The organism is Clostridium sp. LIBA-8553 (assembly GCF_057782465.1).
In genome coordinates this window covers 3,287,383-3,312,973 of the sequence record NZ_CM173489.1, presented here as the reverse complement: position 1 = coordinate 3,312,973, position 25,591 = coordinate 3,287,383, and the positions used below count along the sequence as shown (strand labels likewise).

Genomic DNA, 25,591 nt, shown 5'->3' with positions numbered 1-25,591 from the left:
TACATACTTTTTATAATATTAGCTATATATTAAAGAGAGAAACATAAAAAATAGATTATTAAAAATAAATATGATATATTAATTATAAAAATTTAAAGAGGTGGAAAATAAATGTATAATTTTTTAGTAAAGAAAACGAAGTGTAAAGAAACAAATGCATTATTAATCCCATATTTTGAAGATAAAACAAAAATACCTAATGAAGAAATTAACAATAAGATAGATATACTTAAGAAAAAAGGTCAATTTAAAGGTGCTTATGGAGAAATATTTAGTACGACTAGAATGACTCATGAAGATATACAAGATGTGATTTTATTAGGTCTTGGAAAGTCAGGAGAATTAACTAAAGAAAAATTAAGAAGAGCCTTTGGTAAAGTTGTAAGTGAGATTAAGAGATTAAAGAGTAAAAGTGTATTCATAAGATTTGATTATGTAGACAATATTGGAATGAAGAATACCATAAAAGCAATGGTAGAAGGATTAGCTTTATCATCATATACTTTTAATAAATATAAAAGTGATAAGAAAGAAGATGGAGAGGTTACTGTTCATATTGGAGGGCATAACATAAAGGAAGAAGAGATAGAAGTTTGTGAAAAAGCGGTTAGTGAAGCACTTCTACTTTCAGAAACTACTTGTTTAGCAAGAGATTTAGTAAATGAACCTGCTAATAAGATGTATCCAGAGACTTTAGCGAAAGAAGTTAAAAGTATAGGGTCAAAATATGGATTTGAAGTTGAAATCTTTGATGAAAAACAAATAGAAGAATTAAAAATGGAATCTTTCTTATCAGTAGGAAAAGGTTCAGATAATCTACCAAAACTTATTGTAATGAGATATTTTGGTGATGAGGATAATATGGATAATAGATTAGCATTAGTAGGAAAGGGATTAACTTATGATTCAGGTGGATATTCTTTAAAAACTAATGCAGGAATGGTTACAATGAAGGCTGACATGGGAGGAGCTGCTGCCGTTATAGGAGCTATAAGTGCTATAGCTAAGAGAAATCTAAAAATAAATGTAATAGCTGTGGTTGCCGCTTGTGAAAACTTAATATCAGGTCATGCATATAAGCCTGGAGATATAATAGGATCTATGGCAGGTAAAACAATAGAAATTTTAAATACTGATGCTGAGGGAAGACTTACTTTAATAGATGCTGTAACTTATGCTATAGAAAAGGAAAAGGCCAGTGAGGTTATAGATGTGGCTACACTAACTGGGGCTGCTGTTGTTTCTTTAGGTGAGGATGTGACAGCTGTATTAACTAATAATGATGAGTTTTATGGAGAGTTAAAAGAAGCTGCAAAGGAAACTGGAGAAAAAGTATGGCAAATGCCTAGCTTTGAAGATTACAATAAGCTTATAAAGTCAAACATAGCAGACTTAAAGAATATAGGTGGAAAATATGCAGGAACAATAACAGCTGGTTTATTTATTGGAGAGTTTGTTCAAAATAAACCTTGGTTACATTTAGATATAGCAGGCCCAGCATTCTCTGATAAAAAAGGAGATTATTGTCCAGCAGGTGGTACAGGAGCTGGTGTTAGAACATTATATGAATTAGCAAATAAAAGATGCCAATAGTATAATAAACATTCATTCTATTAATATTAAACTAAATAAAAAAAAGAAGTGGATTTCTCCACTTCTTTTTTTATTAGAATTCTGATGAACCAGTAGTTCTTGGGAATGGAATTACGTCTCTTATATTAGCCATTCCTGTGATGTACATGATTAATCTTTCAAAACCTAGACCAAATCCTGAGTGAACAGTTTCACCGTATTTTCTAAGTTCTAGATACCACCAGTAATCTTCTTCACTTAAGTTTAATTCAGCCATTCTAGCTTTTAAAACATCAAGTCTTTCTTCTCTTTGGCTACCACCTATGATTTCTCCAATTCCAGGAACTAAGCAGTCCATAGCTGCAACTGTTTTTCCATCTTCGTTTAATCTCATATAGAATGCTTTAATGTCTTTTGGATAGTCAGTTACGAATACTGGTTTTTTGAATATTTCTTCTGTTAAATATCTTTCATGCTCAGTTTGAAGATCTATTCCCCACTCAACTGGATATTCAAATTCTTTTCCTGACTCCTTAAGTAATTTAACAGCTTCAGTGTAAGTAACTTTTCCAAACTCTGAGCTTACGATATGGTTTAATCTATCTAATAATCCTTTATCAACGAATTGATTAAAGAAAGCCATTTCTTCTGGACATTCATCCATAACGTATTTTATAACATATTTTAACATGTTTTCAGCAACTTCCATGTCATCTATTAAATCTGCAAATGCCATTTCAGGTTCAATCATCCAGAACTCAGCAGCGTGTTTTACTGTATTTGAGTTTTCAGCTCTAAATGTTGGTCCAAAAGTATAGATGTTTCTGAATGCTAAAGCAAAACACTCAGCGTTTAATTGGCCTGAAACTGTAAGATTAGTTTCTTTTCCAAAGAAATCTTGTGAAAAATCAATTCCACCTTCTTCAGCTATTGGAGGAGCCATCATATCTAAAGTTGTTACTCTGAACATTTCTCCAGCACCTTCAGCATCTGATCCAGTTATTATTGGAGTATGAGTGTAAACAAATCCTTGATCTTGGAAGAACTTATGTATAGCATAAGCTGCAACACTTCTTACTCTGAATGTAGCTGAGAAAGCATTACTTCTTGGTCTTAAATGAGCTATTGTTCTTAAGTACTCAAAAGTATGTCTTTTCTTTTGTAGAGGATAATCTGAATCAGACATTCCTTCTACTATTATTTCTTCTGCTTGAATTTCAAATGGTTGTTTTGAATCAGGAGTTTCAATTAAAGTTCCTATAACTGAGATTGATGAGCTTATAGGTAGTTTAGAAACTTCTTTGTAGTTTGCTATCTTAGCATTATCAAAAACAACTTGAATGTTTTTGAAGAATGAACCGTCATTAACTTCTATGAATCCAAAAGCATTTGATGCTCTTAAAGTTCTGATCCAACCTGATATTTTTACTTTTTTATTACTGTATTCACTAGTGTTTCTGTAAAGACTTTTTACTAAAACTACATCTTTCATTATTGTTTCCTCTCTTTCTTAATTAAGTTTTTATTCCAAATAAAAAAGCCCTTCATCCACATTAAGATAATGGGACGAATGGCATTATTCGCGGTACCACCCAAATTGCTATAAAAATAGCCGGCTTTATGAACACAAAAATGTTCTTCAAGTATAACGGCTTGAAGCCGTCTAAGTCTACTCTCCAAAGTGGATTTCGGTTAGAAACTCAGAGATGTTCTTCAGAATAGGCTTCACTGCAGAACTCACACCATAATCTGCTCGCTATTAGCTACTTCCTAAGCTTACTCTTCTCTTCATAGTAAATAAAATCTTATTTAGTTCGATTAATAATGATTTTACAATAAAACATTAACATTTGCAATATTAACCACATAGAAATATATAGATATAGTATGTAATAGGGGAGTTTTTATGTGCAATTTTTTTGAAGATAAGTTTGAACAAATAAATAAATTAAAGTACTTAATGACTTTAGCGGGAAATAATAAAAATTCTAAGATATATAAGAATAAAATAGAGGATATTTTTCAAGAGTTTGAAAATTTTAATACAAGAAATAAAGAAGAGGATATGTTAATTCTCACTCCAGAAGAGCTTGCTAGTTTTAATGGGGAAAATAGGAAAGTTGCATATATTGCTATAGATGGTGTTATTTATGATGTTACGAACATAGAATTATTTAAAAAGAGCTCACATAAAAAAATAAAACTAGGAAAAGATTTAACAGAAGAATTTAATAAATGTCATGGAGGAAATTTATCATTACTATCTAATATTCCTAAAGTAGGATTATTAGCAGAGCCAGAAGAAGTTGAATTTATGGAGGATTCACAAGAGTATTATCCTCAGAAAAGATTTAAAATAATGAGCTCTGAGGAATTAAAGAAATATAATGGCCGAAATGGAAATCCATCATATATAGCTATTGATGGTATTGTTTATGATGTATCTGTAATGCCTTTTTTAAGAATGAGTCCTCATGATAAATTATCTTTAGGAACTGATATAACTAAAGAATTCAATGAATGTTATAAAGGAAACAAGGATTATTTAAGAGGACTTCCAATAGTAGCAATATTACATGATTTTAAAGAGAACAAAAGAGGAATGCATATTCAAACTATTAATAAGGATTTAACATTAAGAGAATTAGAAAAGTATGATGGAGAAAATAGAAATCCAGCTTATATAGCAATAGATGGAGTAATTTATGATGTAAGTAATACGGACTTATTTAAAGAGAGTCCCTATAATAAATTGAAGTTAGGAAGTGATGTTACTTCAGAGTTTAATGAATGTAATAGTGGGGATAAAAGTGTTTTAGTTAGATTACCTATTGTTGGAACACTTATTTACGATGACAAGACCTATCCTAAAAGGAATAAAGTAAAAGAATTTAATATAAATGATCTTAATAAATACAATGGTAAAAATGGAAATCCACCGTATATATCTATATTTGGTACAGTTTATGATTTAACGGATGTGGAAGGATGGAAAGAAAAGAATATAAAGGTTGGATGCGATTTAACAGGCGAGTATAAAGAGGTTTATGGAAATAATAAAAAACCTCTAAAAAATCTAAGTATTGTTGGTGTTTTAACTTGTAGTTATAAGGATTGTTAAAAATAAAGCTAGATTAAAATTAATCTAGCTTTATTTTTATTCTTTTCCAGACTCATAAGAATAAATTAATTTTTGAGGAAAGTTTTTCATTTCCATGTCTTTCATAGTTCTTCTAAATTCATAAGGAACAGTTTTCATTTCTACTTTTAATTTAAACTCATTAGAGAAGTCTAAGATTACATAAGTTGCATGAGGTTTACCATTTTTAGGTTTACCAACACTACCATCATTTATTATAACTTTGTTTCCAATTTTTTTAGCATAAGGAATATGAGTATGAGCACAAACTAAAACATCTTCTTTAAGCTCGCTCATTATTTCATCTAATTGGTCATAATCTTCTCTTAAATATTCATTTATTTTTCTTGGACTACCATGAACAAATTTGATAGATTTTCCACATACATTCATAGAAATATCATTAGGTAGGTTATCTAAATAATATCTATTTGATGTTCTTAGTTCATCTGCTGTCCAAGGAAGAGAAAATGAATTTATATCTGTATCTCTAATATATGTATAATCATTGTCCACAACAGAAGCATCATAATTACCTTTTAAGCATAGAATATTTCTTCTCTTAATAAGTGCTATTACTTCATTAGGATGAGGTCCATAACCAACTAAATCTCCTAAACATATTATAGAATCAATATTTTGGTTATCTATATCTTCTAAAACTTCTCTTAAGGCATATAAGTTTCCATGTATATCTGATATTACTGCTATTCTCAATTTTAAGACCTCCTATTTATCAATTACTTTTTACTATAAATATTATATAACAATTTAATAGATAAAATAAAAAAATAATAGACAAAATAAAAAAATAAATATTACAAATAGTTAAGTTATATAAATTATTAGATAATTTCAAATTATGATATAATTTATTTAAAGAATTTTAACTATTTAGAGAGGGAGTGATCAAGGTGAAAGAAGGAAGAGTAAAAAGAATTTTAGAAGCTATGGAGGCAAATAATATACCTCAAATGTTAGTTTCTTCACCTGCATCAATATTTTATTTAACAGGTAAGTGGATATCACCAGGAGAAAGAATGATAACACTTTATTTAAACACAAAGGGTGAACAAAAATTCATAGTAAATGAATTATTTCCAATAAATGAAGATTTAGGTGTTGATATACTATGGTATAACGATACTATGAATCCAATTGATATTTTAGATGAAATAATAAACCATGAAGAAGTGTTAGGAATAGATAAAGATTGGAAAGCTCATTTCTTAATTCAATTATTAGATAGAAAATCAGCAAAGAAATTTGTTAATGGATCTCCTATAGTTGATAGAGTTAGAATGAGAAAAGATGATGAAGAAATAGCTTTAATGAAAGAAGCTTCAAGAATAAATGATATAGTGGTAGAAAAAGCAATAAGTAGCCTTAAAGAAGGAATGACTGAAAAGGAAGTAGTAGAAATCTTAGGAAAAGGTTATGCTGAATATGGATGTCAAGGATACTCATTTGAACCAATCGTTGCTTTCGCAGCTAATGCAGCAGATCCACATGCAGAATCAGGAGAGCAAAGATTAGAAAAGGGAATGGGAGTTTTAATAGATACTGGATGTAGAAAAGATTATTACTGCTCAGATATGACTAGATGTGTATTCTTTGGCGAACCAACAGAACATCAAAAAGAAATATTTAACACAGTTTTAGAAGCTAATAAAAAGGCTATAGAAATGATTAAGCCAGGTGTTAGATTCTGTGATATAGATAAAGCGGCTAGAGATGTTATAGAAGGTAAAGGTTATGGAAAATACTTTACTCATAGAACAGGGCACTCAATAGGAATAGAAACTCACGATTTTGGTGATGTTGGATCAACTAACACTGATGAAGTTAAACCAGGCATGATTTTCTCTGTAGAACCAGGAATATATCTTCAAGATGATATGGGAGTAAGAATAGAGGATTTAGTATTAGTGACTGAAGAGGGGTGCGAAAGATTAAATCACTTAAATAAAGAATTAGTTGTTATAGAATAATAATTAATTACATAAAAAAGAACATTCTTCAAATGAAGAATGTTCTTTTTATTATAACAATCTAAAGTTTTCTAATTATTAAGCACTAAATAATATACCAGCGATAGTAGCTGTCATACATGTAGCTAATACACCACCTAGAAGTGCTTTAAGTCCTAACTTAGCTATAACTGGTTTCTTTTCTGGAGCTAATCCACCGATACCACCTAATTGAATTGCAACTGAACTTAAGTTAGCAAATCCGCAAAGAGCATAAGTTAATATCATTACAGTCTTAGGCTCTAAAGTTCCGTTTGCTATGTAAGTTCCTAATTGTGAGTAAGCTAAGAATTCATTAACTGCTAATTTAATTCCTAGTAAGTCTCCAGCTACGAAAATGTCTTTAGTTGGTACTCCCATTATGAATGCTAATGGAGAGAATAATCTACCAAGAATCCAGTTTAAACTTAACCAAGGTGCGCCAAATAATCCACCAATTGCTCCGAATAATGCGTTAATCATAGCTATAAGAGCAACGAATGCAAGAAGCATAGCACCAACGTTTAATGCTAATCCTAAACCTTCTGAAGCACCGTTAGCAGCAGCTTCAATAACATTTTCACTTTCAACTTTAAGTTCTAGAGTTCCGCCACCTTTAGTTTCTGGCTCTTCAGTTTCAGGAACTAGTATTTTAGCAAGTATTAATCCAGCTGGAGCCGCCATGATTGATGCTGCTAATAAACTACCAGCATTAACTCCCATAGCTACATAACCAGCCATAACACCACCGGCAACAGTAGCCATACCACCTACCATAATTGCACATAACTCTGATTTAGTCATGTTCTTTATGTATGGTTTTACTAATAGAGGAGCTTCTGTTTGACCTAAGAAGATATTACCAACTGCGCTGAATGTTTCAGCACCACTTGTTCCTAATAGTTTAGCAACACCTTTAGCAATAACTTTAACTACTACTTGAACTACGCCTAAATGATAAAGTACACTCATTAATGATGAGAAGAAGATAATTGTTGGTAATACTTGTAAAGCAAATATTGAACCAAATTTATCTGTATCAAGTAGTGAACCAAATAAGAATACAGAACCCTCCTTAGTGAAATCTAATAATTTAGTAATTCCACCACTAACCCATTCAAATACTGCTCTTCCAGCAGGAACTTTTAGGATTAGTAGAGCGAAAATAATTTGTAGTAAAAGACCTGTTACAACAAGTCTCCAGTTGATCTTCTTTCTGTTTTCAGAAAAAAGAACAGCTATACCAAGAATACAAATAAGACCTATTACACCAATAAACCTATCCACGTTTGTTCTCCTTTTCTTAAGTTTTTTTATTCATTTTATTTTATACTAGTTTTCTATTTAATAAAAGTTAAAAAATGTATTTTTGATTAACTTTATTAAATTTCTTTGATAATATTAGTCATTAGTTCTATAAAAGTTTTTCTAACTCTAGTTGAAGTTTCCATAACTTCTTCATGATTAAGAGGTTGTTCTAATATACCAGCAGCCATGTTAGTCATGCATGAAACACCTATAACTTTCATTCCACTATGGTTAGCTATTATAACTTCAGGAACTGTTGACATACCAACTGCATCTGCTCCTAATGTTCTAACCATTCTTATTTCAGCAGGAGTTTCGTAAGTTGGACCGCTAAACATAGCATACACACCTTCTCTTACTTCTATTCCTAAGTTTTTAGCTATATCTTTAACCTGATCTCTAAGCTCTTTGTCATAAGCATTTGACATATCAGGGAATCTAGTACCAAATTCATTTAAGTTTTTACCTATTAAAGGATTTGAACCTGATAAATTTAAGTGGTCTGATATTATCATTAAATCTCCAGGAGTATAATCTTTATTAACAGCTCCAGCAGCATTAGTAACTACTAAAGTTTCAACTCCTAATAATCTCATTACTCTTACTGGGCAAGTAACTTCTTGCATTGAGTAACCTTCGTAGTAGTGGAATCTTCCTTGCATTGCAACAACTTCTTTACCTTGGAATTTTCCTATAACTAATCTTCCAGCATGACCTTCAACTGTAGAAACAGGGAAGTTTGGAATTTCGTTGTATGGATAGTATTCAGCATCTTCGATTTGGTCTGCAATAGCACCTAATCCTGATCCTAATATTAATCCTATTGTTGGGTTATATTTACTTTTTCCTTTTATGTACTCAGCAGCTGTTTTAATTTTGTTTGATAAATCCATGATTTTACACCTCACAATGAAAAATTTGTTTTGTTAATGATTTTAATTTTGGAATATTTCTAGTATGTGGTAACGCTTACTTTAAAATGTATAAAATTCTAAATTAACTTTGTAATTATTTTATTAACTTCTCAGAACCTTTTAGAATAAGCTCTGGAGTTATTGTTATACTACTTAATTCTTTTTTTGAATTATTGCTTAAAGAATCTATCAATAAATTCATACTAAGTTCTCCAAGCTCTCTTGTTGGACCATTTATATGGCTAAGATTTATACCTAAGGTATCCAATATAGGTATATTATCAAAAGATATTAAAGAAATATCTTTTGTTAACTGAAGGTTTGCCTCTTTTAAAGCTTTTAAGCAACCTAAAGTCATAAGGTTATTACATACAAAAATTGCTGAAGGTCTATTTTCCATTGATAATATTTCTTTAGTACATTCATATCCACTTTCTTCTTCATAATCTCCATAAAAAATTAAATCACTATTTATATGGATATTGTTCATTATCAATGCTTTTTCATAGCCTAATAGCCTATCTTGAGCTGGTTTAGATGTCATACGGCCTGTTATTATAGCTATATTAGTATGATTAGCTTTAATTAATGCCTCAGTAGCATCAAAAGCACCTTTGATGTTGTCCACAAAAACACCATTGAAATTATGATATTTAAGACTACCATCAACTAAGATTACAGGTATTCCTAAACTAGTTATAGCCTTTAGGTATTCACTATTTAAATCATTTTCAACAGAGGTTGGACAAATGATAATTCCTCTGATTCTTTGTTCTTTTAGTGTTTTAATAGCTTTGATTTCTTTATCGATACTTTCATTAGAATCACAAAGAATCAAGTTAAGGTCATTAGCTTCTGCAACATCACTTATTCCTTTTATTATAGATCCAAAGAATGGATTTGTAATATCAGGAACTATAACTCCGATAGTGTTAGTAACATTTTTTGAAAGACTTCTAGCAATAGCGCTAGGAGTATAGTTATATTTATTTATAACTTTCATAACCTTTTCACGAGTTTCTTCTTTTACGTACCCAGAATTATTTATAACTCTGGAAACAGTAGCTAAAGACACACCCGCTTCTTTTGCAATATTATTAATTGTTACAGACATGTCATTCTCCCCCTTTGTACACTATTATAGATGAACTGCGAAAATAATTAAACAATATTTTCCTTGGTAGAAAAATTAAATTTTAATTAAGTGTGGTATCGCTTTCATCAAATGATGTAAGAAAAAGAAAAACGCTGTATGTAAATGATAACATTATTTTTGGCATAATGCAAATAAAAAAGACTATTTTTTTAATAAAATAGTCTTTTTTTTCAATAAAACTCTTTTTTTATTTACTTTAAAAAAAGTTCGCCAACCTTAACAACATCACCAGCTCCAACTGTTAAAAGTAGGTCTCCTTTTGATAGGTTAGTCTTTACATATTCTAATGCTTCTTCATGAGAGTGTACATTTGTACATTTTACTCCATGAGCTCTTATAGCATCTCCTAGTTGATCTGAATTTATTTCTCCTAGATCTTTTTCTCTAGCTGCATAGATATCCATTAAAACAAGCTCATCACAATCATCAAAACATTTAACGAAATCATCGAAAAGAGTTTTTGTTCTTGTGTAAGTATGTGGTTGAAATACGCAGATTATTCTATTATGATCCATTTTCTTTGCTGTACTTAATGTAGCTTTTATTTCAACTGGATGATGAGCATAGTCATCAATAACAGTTACATCATTCTTAGTACCTTTATACTCGAATCTTTTATGAGCTCCTCCGAATGATGAAAGACCTGAAACTGTTGCTTCTACAGGTACGTTAAATATTTCAGCTAAGCATACAGCTGATAATGAATTTGATACATTATGCATACCAGGTACATTTAAAGAAATAGAAAGAAGTTTTTCTTCACCTTTAAATACATCAAAAGTAGCACAACCTTTTTCGTTGAATTCTATATTTCTAGCTTGTATATCTCCAGCGTTAATTCCGTAAGTTAATACATTACATTTAGCATCCTCAAGAACTTCAACAACTTTTTCGTCATCAGCATTTCCTATAATATATCCATCAGTAGGTATAAGTTTAACGAATTGCTTAAATGTATCCTTTATGTGATTTATATCCTTATAGAAATCAAGATGGTCTGCATCTATATTTAGTATTATTCCAACGTAAGGGAAAAATCTTAAGAAACTTTGCTTATATTCACAAGCTTCAGTTATGAAATATTCACTATTTCCAACTCTAAAATTTCCGTGGATAATATCTAAATCTCCACCAACTAATATTGTAGGATCTAAATCAGCGCTAAGTGCAACATGTGAAATCATAGAAGTAGTTGTTGTCTTTCCATGAGTTCCTGCTACAGCAACATTGAATTTATGACCCTTCATAATTTGTCCTAAAAATTCAGCTCTATCCATTAGAATAAGGTTATCTTCTTTAGCTTTAACTATTTCAGGATTATCGCTAGGTATTGCCGCAGTATATACAACTACATCAACATCTTGTAAGTTATCTTTACTGTGACCTATGTATATTTTGGCACCTTCTTTTTTTAATCTATTAGTAATTTCTGATTCCTTTGAATCAGATCCTGAAACTTTGTAACCAGCATTAAGTAATACGGCAGCTAAACCGCTCATACTAACTCCACCAATTCCTATGAAATGAACTTTTTTATTAATATCTTTTAATAAATCAAAAGCCAAGATATCAACTCCTTTACTTATATACACTAATAATTATATACACTTTTTTAGAAAAGCACACAAAAAAATTCTTTTTAAAAGTATTTTATGAAAATTTATTGCTTTTAGTACCAAAAGAGATTTATTAATCTTATTCTTATATAGTTACTAAGATAACCTAATAATTATTAAGAAAAAAATCTTAAAATTCGCAATGTGTAATATATAACTGGTTAACAGCCTTAATAAAGTTTGTTATAATGATTGTAAATGCAGAATAAAAAGGAAAATATTTATAAAAATATATGTGTTTTATAAAGAATAAAATATGAATTATAAGTGGAAAATATATACTGGAAATTTATATAGGTCAGGTGATTAATATGGAGAAACTAAGTAGAAATAGTAGAGTATCGATTATAACAAAGGTTCTTATAGAAAATCCTAATAAGATAATAGGGTTAAATAAATTCTCAGAACTTTTAAATGCTGCTAAATCAACAATAAGTGAAGATATAGTTATTGTTAGAGAAATATTAGCTAAATTTTCAATGGGAAAAGTTGAAACAATAGCTGGGGCTGCTGGTGGAATAAGATATATTCCAGAAATGGGAGAAGAGGAAAAGAAAAAGTTTTTAGAAGAATTATGTGAAATTGCAAGTGAAAGCAATAGAGTTGTACCTGGAAACTTTCTATATGTTACAGACATAATGTTTGATCCTAGCATAATAAGCAAGGCTTCTGTTATTTTAGCATCATATTTTCAAGAAATGGATATAGATTATGTAATAACGGTTGAAACCAAAGGGGTTCCACTAGCATATGAAGTGGCTAAATGCTTAGGAGTACAGCTTATAACTGCAAGAAGAGATAGTAAGGTCACAGAAGGTTCAACAGTTTCTATAAATTATGTTTCAGGAACTTCAGGAAAGATACAGCAGATGTGCTTATCTAGAAAATCATTAAAACAAGGAAGTAAATGTATATTCATAGATGACTTTATGAGAGGTGGCGGAACTGCTAAAGGATTAGTTGATTTATTAAAAGAGTTTGATTCTGAACTTATGGGAATTGGTGTCCTAATAGATAACAAACTATCAACTAATAAAATAACTAAAGATTATGTATCACTAATTGACATTGTTGAAATAAATGAAGAGGGTGTAAAAATGGTACCTTCTATCTAGTAGTTATAGTTACTATGTGTTAAAGAATAATTTACAAAAAATATTAAAAAAAGAAGGAATTCTATATTTTGTATAGAATATACATAGTAACAACAACTGGAGGTGTACCATAATGAATATTACAGATGTAAGAATTAGAAAAATATCTGCAGAAGGTAAGATGAAAGCTATAGTTTCAGTAACTTTTGAGAATCAATTTGTTGTACATGATATCAAAGTTATAGAAGGACAAAATGGTCTTTTCATAGCTATGCCTAGCAGAAAAACACCAGATGGAGAGTTTAAGGATATAGCTCATCCTATAAATACAGAAACTAGAGAGCAAATCCAAAAAGCTATTCTTGAGGAGTATGAAAAAGTTAAAAATTTAGATGTTCAAGAATAATTTTAATAAAAGGAAGACATCTTCCTTTTATTTTTTTGTCTAAAATATAATGAATTTCATATTAATATCATTAATAACTTATTATTGAAATAAGTAATTTATTAAAATATAATTGAAAATGAGAAATTTGAAGATTTCGTAACAAAAGAAGAGATTAATTTTAAATAGTATAGCTTATATAATAAAATGAGTATCACAAAGAGGTGTTTTTATGAATAAATGTGCTATAATATTAGCGGCAGGTCAAGGAACTAGAATAAAATCTAAGTTACCGAAAGTTCTACATAAAGCTTGTGGAAAAGAAATGGTTAATCATGTTATCGATGCTATGAGAAGAGCTGAGATAGAAGATGTTAATGTAATAATAGGAAAGGGAGCAGAATTAGTTAAAGAAAGAACTTCATCAAAAAATGTAAGTTATTCTTTACAAGCAGAACAGTTAGGAACTGGTCATGCAGTTAAATGTGCTAAGGATTTTTTAGTTGGAAAAACAGGAGTAGTAGCTATTTTTACAGGAGATGCTCCTTTAATAAAACCAGAAACTGTTAAGAATTTAATTGATACACACATCAATGAAAAGAATTCAGCTACTTTATTAACATCAGTAATTGAAAACCCAACTGGCTATGGAAGAATTGTTAGAAATGGTGAATCAGTTGAAAAAATAGTAGAACATAAAGACTGTAATGCAGAAGAAATAAAGATACAAGAAGTAAATGCAGGAATGTATTGCTTTGATATAGAAAGTTTATTAACTTCTTTAGAACAACTTTCAAATAATAATGCTCAAGGAGAATATTACTTAACAGATGTTATAGAAATATTAAAGAAAGAGAATAAAAAAGTTGGAGCTATGATTACAGATTTTGAAGAGACTTTAGGAGTTAATTCAAGAGCTGAGCTTGCTAAAGTTGAGAGTATAATGAGAAATAGAATAAATAGAACTCATTTAGATAATGGAGTTACTATAATTGACCCTCTAAACACATATATAGAACCAGATGTTGTTATTGGTCAAGACACTATAATTTATCCAGGCAATGTTTTAGAAGGAAAAACAGTGATTGGAGAAGATTGTGTTTTATATCCTAACTCAAGAATTAACAATAGTACAATAGGAAATGGTGTTGAAATTCAAAGTTCAGTTATTTTAGATAGTAAAATAGGTGATGAAACAACTGTAGGACCATTTGCTTACGTTAGACCAGAAAGTAATATTGGAGATCATGTTAGAATTGGTGATTTCGTTGAAATTAAAAAATCAACAATTGGAAATAATACAAAGGTATCACATTTAACTTATATTGGAGATGCTGAAGTTGGAGAAAGATGTAACTTTGGATGTGGTACAGTGGTTGTTAACTATGATGGTAAGAAAAAACATAAAACAATCATAGGTGATGATTCATTTATAGGATGTAACACTAACTTAGTTTCACCTGTAGAAGTAAAAGATAATACTTATATAGCTGCAGGTTCAACAATAACTAAAGAGGTTCCAGAAGGAAGTTTAGCTATAGCAAGAGCTAAGCAAAAGAACATAGATGGCTGGGTTGAAAGAAAAAAGCTTAAATAAGCATTAAATATACAAATGCCAAAGGCTAGGTTTAATTTTAAGGAGGTCTTCACTAAATGGAAAATCATTCAAAAAACATTAAAATATTTACAGGTAACTCACATCCGGAGTTAGCTAGGGAGATTGCAGAGAAATTAAATATCCCTCTAGGTAAAGCTGAAGTAAGTACTTTTAGCGATGGAGAAATATCAGTAAATATAAAAGAGACTGTTAGAGGTTGTGATGTGTTTATAGTTCAATCAACGTGTAGTCCTGTAAATAATAACTTAATGGAGTTATTAATAATGATAGATGCATTTAAAAGAGCATCAGCAGGAAGAATAAATGCAGTTATACCTTATTATGGATATGCTAGACAAGATAGAAAAGCTAAGTCAAGAGATCCAATAACAGCTAAGCTAGTAGCTGACCTATTAACAGCAGCAGGTGCAGATAGAGTTCTTACAATGGATTTACATGCAGCTCAAATACAAGGATACTTTAATATACCTGTAGATCATTTACTAGGATCACCAATATTATCACAATATTTTGTTGATAAGGGATTAGCTGATAGAGATGATGTAGTTGTTGTTTCACCAGACCTAGGTTCAGTAACAAGAGCAAGAAAGTTTGCTGATAAACTTAATGCTCCAATAGCTATAATAGATAAGAGAAGACCAAAAGCAAATGTATCTGAAATAATGAATATAATAGGAGATGTTAAAGATAAGGTTTGTATCTTAATAGATGATATGATAGATACTGCTGGAACAATAGCTAATGCAGCCAATGCGCTTAAAGATTTAGGAGCAAAGAATGTATATGCTTGTTGTACTCATGGAGTATTATCAGGTCCTGCATTTGAGAGAATAAATAACAGTGCTATTGAAGAATTAGTTATGTTAAATACTATAGCTCTTCCTGATATGGATGGGTTAACTAAGTTCAAGTCATTATCAGTTGCTCCTATTATGGCAGATGCTATAAGCAGAATTTATGATGATGAGCCATTAAGTGGATTATTCCAAGACTAAAAAAAAGAGCGCATAAGTCGCTCTTTTTTTATAAAATCACTAAAAATTGAAACTTTTTTTTGAACAAAAACGTTTAAATTTGATTAAAATGTAAAAAAAAAATAATTTTGTTAATTATAAATTGATAAAAATCAATAAATGTTTTACACTTTATTTATATACATTAATAATATGTTAAATGGTAGATTTTTCATATTTTTAATATATAAAAACATACAAAATAAGGACAAATGTAGAATAGTTACAGAAAGGATTTTAAGAGGTGAATTTTATGGAAGGTCTATTAGGAAAGATTTTAATTGTAGATGATGATGAAAATATATGTGAAGTCATAAAAATGTATTTAGAAACTACAGGATATAACGTTAGAGTAGCGCATGATGGAAAAGCTGCTAAGGAAGAGTTTGTTAACTTTAGTCCTAACCTAGTTGTACTAGATATGATGTTACCAGGAATTGATGGAATGGAAGTATTAAAATGGATAAGAAAAGATAGTAACGTTCCAGTAATTATGTTAACTGCTAAAGGAGAAACTTTTGATAAGGTATTAGCTTTAGAAATTGGTGCAGACGATTATGTTGTTAAACCTTTTGAACCAAAAGAGTTATTAGCTAGAGTAAAAGCGGTTATGAGAAGATATTCAGGAGAAGAACCTGATAATGTTGTATTAAATTTCCCAGGGTTAACTATAGATGCTAACTCATATAAAGTTATATACAATGGAGAAGAGGTTAAGACTCCACCTAAAGAATTTGAACTTTTACACTATCTTGCAAGTAACAAGAATAAAGTTTTCACAAGAGATCAATTATTATGTGAAGTTTGGGGATACGATTACCCAGGTGACTCAAGAACTGTTGATGTTCACATAAAGAGATTAAGAGAAAAATTAAATGGTGGAGAAGATTGGCAACTTGAAACTGTTTGGGGCGTTGGATACAAATTTGAGGTGAAATAATGAAATATCGTGGCTTAGTTCCAAAGTTAATCTTAACACTAAGCATAACAATATGTATTACTTTCTTTATAGTAGGGATTATACTATCCAGCCTGTTTAGAGAAGAATATTATCAAGAGAGATTAAATAGTTTATCTGCAGAAGCAGAAGTTATAGAACAAGTTGTTAATTCATATATGAATAATCAAATTACCTTAGATGAATTAAATAAGTCTGTATCATTTATAGCTAATTCATTAAAGGTAGATGTTTATGTAATTGATAGTTATGGATACATATATTCAGTTTCTAATGATAAGTATGATTATTTAAAACGTACCAAAATAGATGACAAAGATATGAAGACATTAAGAGAAGGCCAAGTAATAGAACAGAAGAACAAAAAGGAGTATATATATTCTAAACCTATCTTCTATAAAGGATATTTTACAGGAGTAGTTTCTATAGTTACTCCTTTAAGTACTCTTTCTGATTCTCTAGTTAGAATAAATCAAATCGTATGGATGTGTGTAGCCATAGCTATAATATTTTCTGGGTTAGCAATATATTTTATATCAAAAAAGATTATAATTAAACCTCTAAAGGTTATAAATAATGCTGCTAAGAAAATTGCTAATGGAGAAATAGGAAATAGAGTTAATGTTTCTTATGATGATGAAGTGGGTGAACTGGCTGAGTCGTTTAATATAATGGCTACATCTCTTGAGGAGGCAGAACTTAATAGAAGAGAGTTTATTTCTAATGTATCTCATGAATTAAGGTCACCTATGACTTCTATTAAAGGTTTTATAACAGCCATATTAGACGGAGTCATTCCTAAGGATAAGGAAGAATACTATCTTGTAATAGTAAATGATGAGATAAGTAGATTAACTAGACTCATAAATGATTTATTAGATTTATCTGCTATGCAGGCAGGAAAATTAGAGTTTAATATAAGTGAGTTAGAATTAAACAGATTAATAGAGACAACTGTATTAACAATGAATCAAAAAGCTGCAAATAAAAACATAAAAATTGAAGTGCTTTTAGAAAGTGAAAGAGTATATGTTTATGGCGATAATGATAGATTAATACAGGTTATTACTAATTTGGTTGATAATGCCATAAAATATTGTGATGGAAATGGTGAAGTGAAGATATCAACTAAAACAAAGGGTAGTAAGATTGTTGTTAGTATATTTAACACTAGTAAGGGAATCGATGAATATGATTTAACTCATATTTGGGATAGATTCTATAAAGTTGACAAGGCAAGAAGTAATAAGACTAGTACAGGTCTGGGCTTATCTATTGTTAGAAATATAATACTTCAACTAGAAGAAGATATTTGGGCTGAAAATGTTAAAGATAAAAATGGAAACATAAAAGGTGTCAGATTTAATTTTACTTTGACTAAGGTTAAATAAAATATTGCATAGGAGGTCTTTATGGGGAAGTTTTTTAAGCACTCTAAAAAGGGGAAGGATCTCCATGAATCAAGTGAAAAAAACTATGACAATATAGTGATTAAAAAAGATAAGAAAAGATTCTGGATAAAAAATTTTTTAAAGCTAGCAAGTTTTATTATATTAGTTATAGTTATAAGCTTCATAGCTTTTAAGCACTATACTAATGATTTAACTATAGAGAAGCAAAATACAAATCTTTTAGAAGAAATGAAAGATGGAAGATATGATGTAACTAACTTAGTTAATAAATCTGCAAGTAGTATTGTTACTGTTGGAGATAATAAGAATAGTTTATCTATAGGGAAAAATGATGGTAAAAATATATCAGGAATTGTTATTAGAACTGATGGATATATAATTACCAGTTATAGTGCTATAAAGGATTTTCCAGAGATATATGTAAAGATATCAAGTAATGATATAAGTCCTTTCCAAGCAGTAATTGTTGGAGTTGATGAAGATACTGATATAGCAGTATTAAAGATAGAATCTAATATCTTAAAGAGTATATCAACCTCTGAAATTGAAGTTTTAGAAACAGGAGAAAGAGTCGCAACGTTAGGAAATATAATATGTGAAGAGCCTTTAGGTTTTGTAGCTAATGGAATAGTAAGTGCACCAATTAAGAAGGTAACCATAGGTGAAGAAGGTCATTCAGATTCGAAAGTAGTTGATGTTATAGAGACTAGTTCACTAATAAATGAAGATAATAATAGTGGTATACTATGTGACTATAATGGAAAAGTTGTTGGAATAAATAGTTTATATTTTACCAATAAGTTTTCAAAACCAGGAGTATATTATGCCTTAGAAATAAGTGATGCTTTAAGAGTAGCTGATTCTATAATAAGAGAAGGTAGTGTTACTACTGGAGCAACTTTAGGTGTTACAGGTACTACTGTTGCAGACGAAAAACATAATGTTTATGGAATTTATGTAGAAGATGTTGATAAAGATAGTAATGCATTTAATGCAGGAATAAAGCCTACAGATATAATAGTTGAAGTAGATGGTAAGAAGGTTAAAAACATAGAAAGTTTAGCTGATTTACTAAAAAAACATTCTGTAGGAGATATAGTTAAGATTAAAGTTATCAGAGGAGAATCTGTAAAAGATATTCCTGTAACTCTAAAATAATTTGAAAAAAGAAATATAACCCTTCACGTAATTTGGTGAAGGGTTTTTTATTGTTTTATACTAATAGTAAAAGTATAATTAAAGAATGATTTAATTAAAATAATTTAGAAACGTAACTATATGGAGGGCAATATGATTTTAATAGTTGGATTAGGCAACCCAGGAAAACAATATGAGCAAACTAGACATAATATTGGATTTGATGTAATTGATTATATGGCAAACAAGTATAATATTGATGTAAATAGGGAAAAATTTAAAGGTCTTTGTGGAGAAGGTTTCATAGAAAATAAGAAGGTTATTTTATTAAAGCCTTTAACATATATGAACCTAAGCGGAGAAAGTATAAGAGAACTTGCTAACTTCTATAAGTTAGAAAATGATGAAATCATAGTAGTTTATGATGATATAAGTTTGGATATTGGAAAATTAAGAATCAGAGAAAAAGGTAGTGCTGGAGGTCATAATGGGATCAAGAGCATAATACAAAACCTTGGTGGAGATAAATTCCCAAGAGTTAAAGTTGGGGTAGGACAACCTAAAGATAATTTAGTAAATCACGTTTTAGGAAAATTTTCAAAAGAAGATAGAGAACATGTAGAAAAAGTTATTCCAGTAGTAAGTGATGCAATCGCTGAAATTGTTAAAAATGATGCAAAGGAATCAATGAATAAGTTTAATGGAGTTAAAATAGATTAATTTATTTTAGAATGGCGGTGTTTAGATTGAGGTTACAGGGGTTAATGACTCCTTTATTAAATAGTGATGCTTTTAAAGAGATTAAATCTTTCATGGAAAGCGGGAGTTATCCAGTAATGGTAAATGGTTTGGCGGATTCGGGGAAATCTTATTTTATAAATGGGGTGTATGAAGAATCAGATAAGCCTATAGTTGTTGTTACACATAATGATATTGAAGCTAGAAATATATATGAAGATTTATCATTTTATCTACCTAATGTGTATTACTTACCTTCAAGAGAAATTGTATTCTATAATATAGATGCTATTTCTGGAGATTTAAGATGGGCAAGATTAAAAGTTATAAAAGAAATGTTGAGAAGTAATAAGAAGATAATCGTTACTTCTATAGATGCTTTTGCAGCGACTTATACACCTAAGGAACTTTATAAAAGTCATATTTTAAAGGTTAAAATTGGAGATGAAGTTAATTTAAAGGAACTTTCACATAAGCTTATTGAATCAGGATATGAAAGGTTAGAAACAGTTGAGGGTAAGGGCGAATTTTCATTAAGAGGAGGAATATTAGACGTATTTCCTCCTAACTCAACTAATCCTTTTAGAATAGAGCTTTTTGGAGATGAAGTTGATTCTATTAGAACATTTAATGTAGAGTCTCAAAGAAGTATAGAAAAAGTAAAAAAGGCAGAAATATTCCCTGCTAAGGAGATAATATTAAATAAAGAAACTATAGATTATGCTATAGACAAAATGAAAAAAGAGCTTTCAGACTTTGAGAATAAGGTTTCAGATAAGGAAATAAAATACAGGTTAAGAAAGATAATAGAGAGAAATATAGAGTCTTTACAAGAAAATTGGAGCTTTGAAACCATAGATAGTTATCTTCCATTTTTCTTTGATAAACCTGCAACCTTATTTGATTATTTAAAGAATTACACTTTTATAATTGATGATGCTAAAAGATGTAAAGGAAAATTAGAAAGTACTATTTTTGAGTTTAATGAAAACTATGAAGCTTTTTTAGAAAGAGGAAATATTCTTCCTTCGCAAATTAATTTAATCTTAAGTGTAGAAAAAGTACAGGAATTATTTAAGGGTAATAACTTAATGAACTTAGTTCCATTTGGCGAAGGGGGAGGATTTATAGAGTCTTTCAATAAGGTGGAATTAAAGCAAATTACTATGAGTGGTTATCAAGGACAACTTGATATGCTTATAGATGATATAAGAGAAAAAAAGAAAAAAGGATTTAAGACCTTAATACTTTCAGGAACAAGACCAAGAGGAGAAAGACTGGTTGATACTTTAAGAGAATTAGAAATAGAAAGTGTTTATAAAGATGATGTTGATGAAATAAAAGATGGAGAAGTTGTTATAACTTTTGGAAATCAAAATAAAGGATTTGAATATCAAGATATAAAACTTTGTCTAATATCTGATAAAGGTGTTTTTGGAGAAGGTAAAAGAAGCAAAAAGCCAAAGAGGAAAAAGTCAAAAGGTGTATCTAAGATTAAAAGTTTTGCAGAGCTAAAACCTGGAGACTATGTAGTTCATGTAAATAGTGGTATAGGTGTCTACAAAGGAATAAAGCAAATAGAAGTTCAAGGGCATAAAAGAGATTATTTAGATATTGAATATTCAAAAGGGGATAAGCTTTATGTGCCTGTTGAGCAATTAGACTTAGTACAAAAGTATATTGGCTCAGATAGTGCTTCACCTAAGATAAGTAAGCTCGGGGGAAATGAGTGGCAAAAAGCTAAGGCTAAAGTAAGAAAATCTATAAATGATATAGCAGGTGATTTAGTTAAATTATATGCAGAAAGATCAACTGTAAAGGGATATAGATTCTCTAAAGATACTCAATGGCAAAAACAATTTGAAGATGAATTTCCATATGAAGAGACACCAGATCAATTAACAGCGATTGAGGATATAAAGGGAGATATGGAAGCAAACAAAGTAATGGATAGATTGCTTTGTGGAGATGTTGGTTATGGTAAAACAGAGGTTGCAGTAAGAGCTGCTTTTAAGGCTGTAATGGATGGAAAACAGGTAGCATTCTTAGTTCCTACAACAATACTTGCAGAACAACATTATAAAAATATGAAAAAGAGATTTGCAGGTTTCCCTATAACCATAGATATGATAAGTAGATTTAGAACTAAGAAGCAACAAACAGAAACATTAAAAGCTTTAAAAGAGGGAAATGTAGATATACTGATTGGAACTCATAGACTTGTTTCTAAGGATATTCAATTTAAGGATTTAGGTCTTCTTATTGTGGATGAAGAACAGAGATTTGGAGTAGCACAAAAGGAAAAAATAAAGAGTTTTAAAAAGAACGTTGATGTTCTTACTTTAAGTGCAACACCTATTCCAAGAACACTTCATATGTCTCTTACTGGTGTAAGAGATATTTCAGTAATAGAAACTCCACCAGAAAATAGATATCCTATACAAACATATGTTGTAGAACAAAATGATCAACTTATAAGGGATGCTATTTTAAGGGAAATAAATAGAGATGGTCAAGTATACTTTGTTCATAACAGGGTTGAAAGCATTCAAGAAGTAGCTAGTTATATACAGGAACTTGTTCCAGAATGTAAGGCCACAGTTATACATGGACAAATGACAGAGAGGCAATTAGAAACTGAAATGATAGACTTTATGGAGAGAAAGTACGATGTGTTAGTATGTACTTCCATAATAGAAACAGGTATAGATATTCATAGTGTTAATACCATGATTGTAAATGATTCAGATAAAATGGGGCTTTCTCAGCTTTATCAGTTAAGAGGAAGAGTTGGTAGAAGTAATAAGGTCGCTTATGCATATTTTCTATATCAAAGAGATAAAGTCTTAACCGAAGTAGCAGAGAAAAGGCTTAAAGCGTTAAAAGATTTCACTGAGCTTGGTTCAGGATTTAAAATAGCTATGAGAGACCTTGAAATAAGAGGTGCTGGAAACATGATGGGTTCAGCTCAACATGGACATATGGCATCTATAGGATATGATTTATATTGTAGAATGTTAGAAGACACAATAAAAATTATAAAAGGTGAAATAGAAAGAGAGCCTATTGAGACTATTGTAGATTTAAAAGTTGATGCATTCATTCCTTCAAGTTATATAAAAGATGAGATTCAAAAGATTGAAATATACAAGAAGATTGCAGCTATAGAGAATGAAGAGGATTATGAATATGTAAAAGAAGAGTTAGAAGACAGATTCTCTAACATACCAAATATGGTTTATAACCTTATGGATATAGCTTATATAAAAAGTAAAGCTAAGCTTTTAAATATTGAAGAAATAAAAGAGAAAAATGATGACATAATATTTATATTTGAAAGTAGAGAAAGAACGGATAAAAAAATATTTAAGATGCTTTTAGAAAATTATAAAGATGATATATTAATTGAATTTGGGGATAAACCAATATTATTATACAGAGGAAAAGATAAGAAGAAAGAGGATATATTAGCTACTTTTAAAGAAATGTTAGACGGTATACTGGCGTTAAAGAATTAATAATTTATAAATTGAAATATTATTGTAACATTGATATACTAAAATAGAATCTGACTAGAATATTATGTAAATTATAATCGGAGAAAGGCGAGGTATTAAAATGGTAAGTGTAAAAAAATTAGTAGCATCTGCATTAGTTGGAGTTTTAATGTTTACTGCTGTTGGGTGTAACATGGTAGAAAAAACTCAAGCGGCTATTGACAAGACTACTGTAGCTACAGTTAATGGAGAGAAAATAACTTTAGGAGAGGTTGACTCACATCTAAAAGGAATGTTTACTCAGCTACAAAGTCAATATGGAGATAAATATATGCAGGATTCACAGGCTGCGCAACAAATATTACAGCAAAGACAAAGTGTACTAAATGGTTTAGTAACTGATAAAGTTTTAGTTATTGAAGCTGGTAAATTAGGAGTAACACCATCAGAGGATGAAATTAATAAAAAAGTTAATGAACAATTCGATAACATAAAGAAAAGCATGGGAGATAACTTTGATAAAGCTTTAGAAGCAGAAGGGTATACAGAAGATACTTTTAAAGCTTTCTTAAAAGATCAAGTTATAGCTCAGGCAACAATAGATTATGCTACTAAAGATGTAAAGGTAACTGACGAAGACATACAAAAGTATTATGATGAAAATAAACAACAGTTTGTAGTTCAAGCTGGTGCTGATGCAAAACACTTATTATTCCCAACTGAAGAGGAAGCTCAGAAGGCATATGACGAAATACAATCAGGAGCAACAACTTTTGATGATTTATTTAATAAATATGAGAAAAACACAGATCCTAAGAAAGAGCCAATAGCAGAAAACTTAGGAAGAGTAGATTACGATAATTCAAATTTTGATCCTGCATTTATGGAAGGATTAAAACCATTAAAAGATGGTGAAATTTCAAAACCTGTTAAGAGTTCATTTGGATATCATATAATTCAAGTTAGCAATGTTACTGATAAAGAAACACAATTAACATTAGAGCAAGCTAAAGAGCAAATAACAAAAGTTTTAGAAAACCAAAAGAAAAAAGAAGTTTACCAAAAAGATTTAGATCAATGGAAGAAGGATCTTAATGTTAAAACTTATGATGACAAATTAAAAGAAGGCTTAAACTTAAGCAAATAATTTAAAAAAAGACTTATAGATTAAATCTATAAGTCTTTTTTTATTTAAAAGGATTTTCATAAAAGTTTTCTTTAATTGGTTATTAAATTGAAAGATAACATAAATATAATCAATGTGTATAAAATTTCAAATAAATTAAATACTATTATTGTAGACAAAGATTAGTGATTAGTATTTATATAAGGGAGGTACATATAAATGAAAGCCACTGGAATAGTAAGACGTATTGATGATTTAGGTAGAGTTGTAATACCTAAAGAAATAAGAAGAACTTTAAGAATAAGAGAAGGAGATCCTTTAGAGATTTTTACTGATAGAGAAGGTGGAGTAATACTTAAAAAATATTCACCAATAGGAGAATTAACAGACTTTTCAAAAGAATATGCAGAAGCGTTACAACAATCTACAGGTCATATAATTCTCATATCAGATAACGATGCATTTATATCTGTAAGTGGAACATCTAAGAAAGAATTTATGGAAAGAAAAATAAGTGATGAGTTAGAAGATATAATGGATAAGAGAAAATCAGTAGTATTAGGTGTTGATAACAAAAACATCATACCAATGCATGGAGATGATGATGAAAGTAAATATAGCAGTCAAGTTATAGCACCAATATTAGCAGAAGGAGATACAATTGGGTCTGTAGTTATTCTTTCTAAGGAAGGAAAAACTTTAGGAGAAGTTGAACAAAAACTAGCAGAAACAGCAGCTGCCTTTTTGGGTAAACAAATGGAGCAATAAATAAATCAGTTATCATAATTTAATATTTGTATTTCAAATAGTAATAATACCTCTGAATTTACAATAATATAAAATGAGACTTAATTCAGAGAGAGTAATGCTCCCTCTGAATTTTTAAAAAAATATCTAGG

Annotated in this window: 20 protein-coding genes and 1 other annotated feature; of the genes, 14 read left to right on the top strand and 6 right to left on the bottom strand. The window is 29.8% G+C overall.

All coding sequences use genetic code 11. The features are described from left to right. The first annotated feature begins 111 nt into the window (after positions 1-111). Positions 112-1,593: a leucyl aminopeptidase gene (locus AC2JAQ_RS15090; RefSeq protein WP_488457102.1), complete on the top strand. Its 1,482-nt coding sequence runs from the start codon at positions 112-114 to the stop codon at positions 1,591-1,593. A 73-nt stretch (positions 1,594-1,666) separates the two neighbouring features. Here AC2JAQ_RS15090 and asnS read toward each other — a convergent pair whose 3' ends face one another. Next, positions 1,667-3,064: an asparagine--tRNA ligase gene (gene asnS / locus AC2JAQ_RS15085; RefSeq protein WP_488457101.1), complete on the bottom strand. Its 1,398-nt coding sequence runs from the start codon at positions 3,062-3,064 to the stop codon at positions 1,667-1,669. Positions 3,065-3,131: 67 nt separating this feature from the next. Next, positions 3,132-3,373: a binding site (T-box leader), on the bottom strand. Between the two features lie 105 nt (positions 3,374-3,478). Between asnS and AC2JAQ_RS15080 the strand changes: the two genes are divergently transcribed. Further along, positions 3,479-4,693 (top strand): cytochrome b5 domain-containing protein, encoded by a 1,215-nt coding sequence (locus AC2JAQ_RS15080; RefSeq protein WP_488457100.1) that lies wholly within the window; start codon positions 3,479-3,481, stop codon positions 4,691-4,693. A 36-nt stretch (positions 4,694-4,729) separates the two neighbouring features. Here AC2JAQ_RS15080 and AC2JAQ_RS15075 read toward each other — a convergent pair whose 3' ends face one another. Then, complete coding sequence (locus AC2JAQ_RS15075) at positions 4,730-5,428, bottom strand: metallophosphoesterase family protein (RefSeq protein ID WP_488457099.1); 699 nt, start codon at positions 5,426-5,428, stop codon at positions 4,730-4,732. A gap of 197 nt (positions 5,429-5,625) precedes the next feature. On the opposite strand from AC2JAQ_RS15075, the gene AC2JAQ_RS15070 reads away from it, so the two are divergent. Continuing rightward, complete coding sequence (locus tag AC2JAQ_RS15070; RefSeq protein WP_488457098.1) at positions 5,626-6,702, top strand: M24 family metallopeptidase; 1,077 nt, start codon at positions 5,626-5,628, stop codon at positions 6,700-6,702. Positions 6,703-6,780: 78 nt separating this feature from the next. Here the strand turns inward: AC2JAQ_RS15070 and AC2JAQ_RS15065 are convergent, their stop codons facing one another. The 4 genes from AC2JAQ_RS15065 to murC all read right to left on the bottom strand — a co-directional run bounded on the left by AC2JAQ_RS15065 (position 6,781) and on the right by murC (position 11,663). Beyond that, entirely contained in the window at positions 6,781-8,007 is a 1,227-nt protein-coding gene (locus tag AC2JAQ_RS15065) for a NupC/NupG family nucleoside CNT transporter (RefSeq protein ID WP_488457097.1), read from the bottom strand. A gap of 95 nt (positions 8,008-8,102) precedes the next feature. After that, positions 8,103-8,921, bottom strand: coding sequence for a purine-nucleoside phosphorylase (locus tag AC2JAQ_RS15060; RefSeq protein ID WP_488457096.1), 819 nt, complete (start codon positions 8,919-8,921; stop codon positions 8,103-8,105). Positions 8,922-9,036: 115 nt separating this feature from the next. After that, complete coding sequence (locus AC2JAQ_RS15055) at positions 9,037-10,056, bottom strand: LacI family DNA-binding transcriptional regulator (RefSeq protein WP_488457095.1); 1,020 nt, start codon at positions 10,054-10,056, stop codon at positions 9,037-9,039. 233 nt (positions 10,057-10,289) lie between these two features. Further along, positions 10,290-11,663, bottom strand: a complete 1,374-nt coding sequence (gene murC, locus AC2JAQ_RS15050) for a UDP-N-acetylmuramate--L-alanine ligase (RefSeq protein ID WP_488457094.1) — start codon at positions 11,661-11,663, stop codon at positions 10,290-10,292. Positions 11,664-12,025: 362 nt separating this feature from the next. On the opposite strand from murC, the gene purR reads away from it, so the two are divergent. The 11 genes from purR (at position 12,026) to spoVT (ending at position 25,460) form a co-directional block, all read left to right on the top strand. Then, on the top strand, positions 12,026-12,829 hold the full coding sequence (purR, locus tag AC2JAQ_RS15045; RefSeq protein ID WP_423239530.1) for a pur operon repressor: 804 nt from the start codon (positions 12,026-12,028) through the stop codon (positions 12,827-12,829). 112 nt (positions 12,830-12,941) lie between these two features. Next, on the top strand, positions 12,942-13,214 hold the full coding sequence (spoVG, locus tag AC2JAQ_RS15040; protein WP_423239528.1) for a septation regulator SpoVG: 273 nt from the start codon (positions 12,942-12,944) through the stop codon (positions 13,212-13,214). A gap of 211 nt (positions 13,215-13,425) precedes the next feature. Beyond that, positions 13,426-14,790, top strand: coding sequence for a bifunctional UDP-N-acetylglucosamine diphosphorylase/glucosamine-1-phosphate N-acetyltransferase GlmU (gene glmU, locus AC2JAQ_RS15035; protein ID WP_488457093.1), 1,365 nt, complete (start codon positions 13,426-13,428; stop codon positions 14,788-14,790). A 56-nt stretch (positions 14,791-14,846) separates the two neighbouring features. After that, a complete protein-coding gene (locus tag AC2JAQ_RS15030) occupies positions 14,847-15,806 on the top strand; it encodes a ribose-phosphate diphosphokinase (protein ID WP_488457092.1) in 960 nt (319 codons plus the stop codon). A 271-nt stretch (positions 15,807-16,077) separates the two neighbouring features. Beyond that, the gene (locus AC2JAQ_RS15025; protein ID WP_300348576.1) at positions 16,078-16,764 is read left to right on the top strand and encodes a response regulator transcription factor; all 687 of its coding nucleotides are present in this window, start codon (positions 16,078-16,080) and stop codon (positions 16,762-16,764) included. Beyond that, entirely contained in the window at positions 16,764-18,173 is a 1,410-nt protein-coding gene (locus tag AC2JAQ_RS15020) for a sensor histidine kinase (protein WP_488457091.1), read from the top strand. The genes AC2JAQ_RS15025 and AC2JAQ_RS15020 overlap by 1 nt, the downstream gene beginning before the upstream one ends. A 21-nt stretch (positions 18,174-18,194) precedes the next feature. Next, positions 18,195-19,352 carry a S1C family serine protease gene (locus tag AC2JAQ_RS15015; protein ID WP_488457090.1) on the top strand — a complete coding sequence of 386 codons (1,158 nt, stop codon included), beginning with the start codon at positions 18,195-18,197 and terminating at the stop codon, positions 19,350-19,352. A gap of 132 nt (positions 19,353-19,484) precedes the next feature. Next, entirely contained in the window at positions 19,485-20,051 is a 567-nt protein-coding gene (pth, locus tag AC2JAQ_RS15010; protein WP_488457089.1) for an aminoacyl-tRNA hydrolase, read from the top strand. 26 nt (positions 20,052-20,077) lie between these two features. Continuing rightward, a complete protein-coding gene (gene mfd / locus AC2JAQ_RS15005; protein ID WP_488457088.1) occupies positions 20,078-23,587 on the top strand; it encodes a transcription-repair coupling factor in 3,510 nt (1,169 codons plus the stop codon). A gap of 100 nt (positions 23,588-23,687) precedes the next feature. Next, positions 23,688-24,713, top strand: coding sequence for a peptidylprolyl isomerase (locus AC2JAQ_RS15000; RefSeq protein WP_488457087.1), 1,026 nt, complete (start codon positions 23,688-23,690; stop codon positions 24,711-24,713). Between the two features lie 198 nt (positions 24,714-24,911). Continuing rightward, positions 24,912-25,460, top strand: a complete 549-nt coding sequence (gene spoVT, locus AC2JAQ_RS14995; RefSeq protein ID WP_488457086.1) for a stage V sporulation protein T — start codon at positions 24,912-24,914, stop codon at positions 25,458-25,460. Positions 25,461-25,591: the final 131 nt, after the last annotated feature.

Bases quoted from the DNA above. Each gene is read 5' to 3' on its own strand.
- pth (WP_488457089.1), top strand. From the start codon at position 19,485: ATGATTTTAATAGTTGGATTAGGCAACCCAGGAAAACAATATGAGCAA.
- AC2JAQ_RS15080 (WP_488457100.1), top strand. From the start codon at position 3,479: ATGTGCAATTTTTTTGAAGATAAGTTTGAACAAATAAATAAATTAAAG.
- spoVG (WP_423239528.1), top strand. From the start codon at position 12,942: ATGAATATTACAGATGTAAGAATTAGAAAAATATCTGCAGAAGGTAAG.
- AC2JAQ_RS15090 (WP_488457102.1), top strand. From the start codon at position 112: ATGTATAATTTTTTAGTAAAGAAAACGAAGTGTAAAGAAACAAATGCA.
- spoVT (WP_488457086.1), top strand. From the start codon at position 24,912: ATGAAAGCCACTGGAATAGTAAGACGTATTGATGATTTAGGTAGAGTT.
- AC2JAQ_RS15030 (WP_488457092.1), top strand. From the start codon at position 14,847: ATGGAAAATCATTCAAAAAACATTAAAATATTTACAGGTAACTCACAT.
- AC2JAQ_RS15000 (WP_488457087.1), top strand. From the start codon at position 23,688: ATGGTAAGTGTAAAAAAATTAGTAGCATCTGCATTAGTTGGAGTTTTA.
- AC2JAQ_RS15055 (WP_488457095.1), bottom strand. From the start codon at position 10,056: ATGTCTGTAACAATTAATAATATTGCAAAAGAAGCGGGTGTGTCTTTA.
- AC2JAQ_RS15025 (WP_300348576.1), top strand. From the start codon at position 16,078: ATGGAAGGTCTATTAGGAAAGATTTTAATTGTAGATGATGATGAAAAT.
- purR (WP_423239530.1), top strand. From the start codon at position 12,026: ATGGAGAAACTAAGTAGAAATAGTAGAGTATCGATTATAACAAAGGTT.
- glmU (WP_488457093.1), top strand. From the start codon at position 13,426: ATGAATAAATGTGCTATAATATTAGCGGCAGGTCAAGGAACTAGAATA.
- AC2JAQ_RS15015 (WP_488457090.1), top strand. From the start codon at position 18,195: ATGGGGAAGTTTTTTAAGCACTCTAAAAAGGGGAAGGATCTCCATGAA.
- asnS (WP_488457101.1), bottom strand. From the start codon at position 3,064: ATGAAAGATGTAGTTTTAGTAAAAAGTCTTTACAGAAACACTAGTGAA.
- AC2JAQ_RS15020 (WP_488457091.1), top strand. From the start codon at position 16,764: ATGAAATATCGTGGCTTAGTTCCAAAGTTAATCTTAACACTAAGCATA.
- AC2JAQ_RS15060 (WP_488457096.1), bottom strand. From the start codon at position 8,921: ATGGATTTATCAAACAAAATTAAAACAGCTGCTGAGTACATAAAAGGA.